This is a genomic window from Streptomyces sp. NPDC058964 (genome assembly GCF_042741275.1).
Taxonomy (GTDB): domain Bacteria; phylum Actinomycetota; class Actinomycetes; order Streptomycetales; family Streptomycetaceae; genus Streptomyces.
The window spans coordinates 1171-5344 of the sequence record NZ_JBHYKH010000583.1 but is presented as its reverse complement, the minus strand read 5'-3'; the positions used below and the strand labels follow the sequence as shown (position 1 = coordinate 5344).

2 protein-coding genes are annotated in these 4174 nt (G+C 74.9%); both read left to right on the top strand.

The features are described 5' to 3' along the window. Positions 1 to 504 precede the first annotated feature (504 nt). Complete coding sequence (locus tag ACFW2E_RS40785; RefSeq protein WP_384475352.1) at positions 505 to 1335, top strand: metallophosphoesterase family protein; 831 nt, start codon at positions 505 to 507, stop codon at positions 1333 to 1335. 247 nt (positions 1336 to 1582) lie between these two features. Next, on the top strand, positions 1583 to 4174 hold a 2592-nt coding region (locus ACFW2E_RS40780; protein WP_384475349.1), incomplete at its 3' end, for an AAA family ATPase.

The following is a 4174-nucleotide window of genomic DNA, read 5'->3' as shown; positions in this document are numbered from 1 at the left end:
CGGCGCGCGCGGGGGGTGGTGGGGGGGGGGGGGGGGGGGGCGGGGGGGGCGCCCCCCCCGCGCCCCCCGCGGCCGGGAGCAGCGCTTCGATCATGGGGATCACCCTTGCTGAACGGGCCGCTGCCGGGCGGGCCGCGGCGGTGTTGCCACCGTCGCGAATCCCTGTGCCGGCCTCAACGAAGAGCCCGCCGGCCGGGGCGTACCGGTCCTGCGAGTGGCTCCGAAGCGCCTGTCCCCTGCTACGCGCGGCAGGTCCCGCCGCGGGCCTGCCATACGGTTGTCATGCCGGTTGGTTCGCCGTGCGGCTCGGGTCCTGTCGTCACCTCCCCGTCGTCCGCCCGGAGGGCGGGCCCGGCGGCGTCATGGGGGTCCCCTGCTCGAGCGGGGCCGAGAGCCCGGGGAGCGTGCTCACGCCGGCCGGCCGCGTCACCAGCCTGTCCGGTCGGCACACCTAGGGGGCTTCAGGGGTACTCGGCGCCGGGCCGCGGAGCCTAGGGTCGGCGAATGCCGCACGGAAAGCTGATGGCCATCAGTGACCTGCACGTAGCGTTCGAGGAGAACCGCCGCATCCTGGAGCGGCTGCGGCCGGACGACCCGGCGGACTGGCTGCTCGTCGCGGGTGACGTGGGGGAACTGCTCTCCGACGTGGAATGGGCGCTCGGGGTGCTCAGCGAGCGGTGGGCGCGGGTCGTGTGGGTGCCGGGCAACCACGACCTGTGGACGGCCCACGAGGACCCGGTGCAGCTGCGCGGCGACGCGCGCTACCGCCGGCTCGTGGAGATCTGCCGCGGCCTGGGCGTGCACACCCCGGAGGACCCGTACCCGGTGTGGTGCGGGCCCGGCGGACCCGCCGTGGTGGCGCCGCTGTTCCTTCTGTACGACTACACGTTCCGCACTCCGACCGCCGCCACCAGGCAGGAATCCCTGGAGCAGGCCTACGCGGCCGGGGTGGTGTGCACCGACGAGTTCCTGCTGCACCCGGACCCCTACCCGAGCCGCGACGCCTGGTGCCGGGCGCGGGTCGCCGAGACCGAACGGCGGCTCGCCCAGTGCGACCCGAGCCTGCCGACCGTCCTGGTCAACCACTTCCCCCTGGTGCGCACCCCCACCGACATACTCCGCCACCCCGAGTTCGCCCAGTGGTGCGGTACCGAGCTGACCGCCGACTGGCACGTGCGGTTCCGCGCCGCCGCCGTGGTGTACGGACATCTGCACATCCCGCGCACGACGTTCCACGACGGTGTGCGCTTCGAGGAGGTGTCGGTCGGCTACCCCCGCGAGTGGCGCAGGCCCGGCCACCCGAGGACCGTCCCGCGGCTGATTCTGCCCGCTTGACGGCGCCCCGGCGGGGCGCCGGGGTGACTTGCTGCCGTGCAGCTTTCGGCCAGCGGGGCAGCCCAACGCGCTGCCTAGACTGGGCGTCTAGAAGGACAGTTGCCCCGCGCAAAGGAATCGCTTTGCGTTTTCTTGGGGAAGTCATGGTGGCAACTGGAGAGAGCCACGGGGGGATTCCGGCACTGACCTCGGAATTCCCAGTGGGTTTTCGGCTTCCTTAACAACGGGGGATGGTGAGGCGGCGGCGATGCGTATGGATCGGAAAAGTCAAATCCGCTTGCTCGAATCCGCGGTACGGGAGGCCGCCGAGGGGGCGGCCCGGATCGTGCTCGTCGAAGGCGTGGTGGGCTGCGGAAAGACCGAGTTGATTGAATCCGTAACTGAAATGGCCGAAGCGGAAGGGCTGCTGGTACTGCACGCGGAGGGAACCCGGGCCGAACGGAACATTCCGTTCGGGGTAATCGGCCAGCTGGCCGCCGCCGCCCCCGAGGGCGCCTTCGACACCCCGCCGACCGCACCGGAGGCGACGGCCGGAGCCGGCCGTGTCGCGGCCCGCCAGGCCTTCGCCGCCGCGGTGCAGCGGCTCGCCGAACACACACCGCTGGCCCTCTGCGTCGACGACCTCCATCTCGTCGACGAGCCGTCCCGCCGCTATCTGCTCCATCTGGCAGGCCGTCTGCGGCAGGCCAGGGTCCTGCTGGTGTTCGCCGAGTCACCGCACGAGCGAAGCGACGACCCGGAGCTCGGCACCGACCTGCTGCGCCGGCCGGGCTTCGCGCGGATACGGCTCGAACCGCTCACCCGGGCGGACGTCGAGACGGCTCTGGAGCGGGCCTCCGGTACGAGCCCGAGCGCGGCCGAGGCCCATGCGCTCAGCGGCGGGAACCCGCTGCTGCTGCGGGCGTTGACCGAGGACGGTGGGCCCGGCCGGGCCTTCGTCCAGGCCTTCCTCACCTGCCTGCGGCGCTGCGGCAGCCGAACCGAGGACGTCGCGGCGGCGGTTGCCGTCCTGGGCAGACTCGCCACGCCCTCCTCCGCCGCCCACCTGCTGGATCTGCCGGAGACCGAGGTGCGGACCTGCCTGGACGCCCTGAGCGCCGCGGGCCTCCTCGACGGTACGGCCTTCCGGCACCCCGCCACGCGCACGGCCGTACTCGACCACCTGGACGCCGGCATGCGCGCACGGCGCCATCTGAGAGCCGCCGAACTCGCCCATGCGCAGGGCCACTCGGCCACCGAGGTGGCGGCCCTGCTGCTGGCGGCCGGCGACCCGATGCCCGCCGGGGCGGGCCCGGTCCTGCGCGCCGCCGCCGACCGGCGGCTGGCCGACGGGGACCACCGGCGGGCCCTGGAGTGCCTGGAGGCGGCCCTGGCCGGCACCACGGACGAGACGGAGAGCGCCGGACTGCGCACCGCTCTGGCCGCCGCTCGGCTCGCCGTCGACCCGGCCGCCGCGGAACAGGAGCTGGCCGAGCCGCTCGCCGCCGCGCGCGCCGGCCGGCTCCCGGCCCCCGCCGCGGCCCGGCTCGCCCGCCTCCTGGTCACCCAGGGCCGGATCGACGAGGCGGCCGAGGCGCTCCACGAACTCGAGGCCAACACGGGTACGGGGGAGGGGAGCTCGTGGGACGACCCCGGCCGCGTACCGCTTGACGGACTCTCCGCCTTCCCGCACTGGTCCCCGCGTCCCGCGTCGGCCGTCACCCTGCCCCGCCAACGGGACCACGCGAGCCGCAGAACGGCTCCGGCGGCCCCGGCCGGCACCGCGACCGCCGTGACGCCTCCCGCCCCCACCCCGCAGGGGCCCGGCTGGGCGGTGGCGTTCTGGGGCGTGCCCGACTGGGAACGCGCACCCCGCGGCGTGGAGAGCGCGGAGGCGCTGCTGCGCCGCACCAGCCTCGCCGAGACCACCCTCGCCCCCGTGCTGCAGGCCCTGCGCGCCCTGCTGCACCTCGACGGACCGCGCCGCGCCCTGCCCTGGACGCAGACCTTCATGGACGCGGCCGCCCGCCGCGGCGCGCCCGGCTGGCAGGCCGTGTTCGCCCTCACCCGGGCCGAAGTGCTGCTGCGCCAGGGCGACCTGCTTGGGGCCGAGGCGCTCGCCCTGGAGGCCCGCGCCGCCGTGCCCGAACACGACGACAGCCTCTTCCACAGCTGGGCGCGCGCCACCCTGGCCGCCGCACGCACCCCCATGGGCCGGCACGACGACGCGGGACGCGAGGTCTGCCGCCCGCAGCCCGAGCGCCTCGCCGGAAGCCTTCAACTGCTCGCCCACCTCAAGGCGCGCGGCGACTACTACTTCGCCACCAACCGCTACCAGGCCGCGCTCGCCGACTACCTCGACATCGGCCGGACCATGCGCCGCTGGGGCATCGACCGCCCCGTCGTGCTCCCCTGGCGTGCCTACGCCGCCGATGCGCTGCTCCAGCTCGGCGAGGTCCGCCAGGCGACGCGCCTTGTCGCCGACCAGAACGCCTCGCGGGACGTCGCCCACCCCTGGGTGAACGGCCTCACCCTGAGGCTGAAGGGGGCGCTGTCCGAGCCCGCCGAGCGGCCCGCGCTGCTCGCCCGCGCCGTCGACGAACTGCGCCGCTCCGGGGACCGGCTCGAACTCGCCCGCGCCATGGCCGACCTGGGCGACGCGTTCAAGGAGTGCGGGGACCCGGGCCGGGCCAACATGGTCAACCGGCGCGCCTGGCACCTGGCCAAGGAGTGCGGCGCGCAGACCCTGCGGGAACGGATCCTGCCGGGGCGGGGGGGCGGGGCCGCCCGGCCCCCCCCCCCCCCCCCCCCGACCCACCCCCCACCACACACCCAAAAAAACCCGGAGGAGTTGAGGGTG

Excerpts from the sequence above, each read along its gene's own strand:
- ACFW2E_RS40785 (WP_384475352.1), top strand. The coding sequence starts at position 505 with ATGCCGCACGGAAAGCTGATGGCCATCAGTGACCTGCACGTAGCGTTC.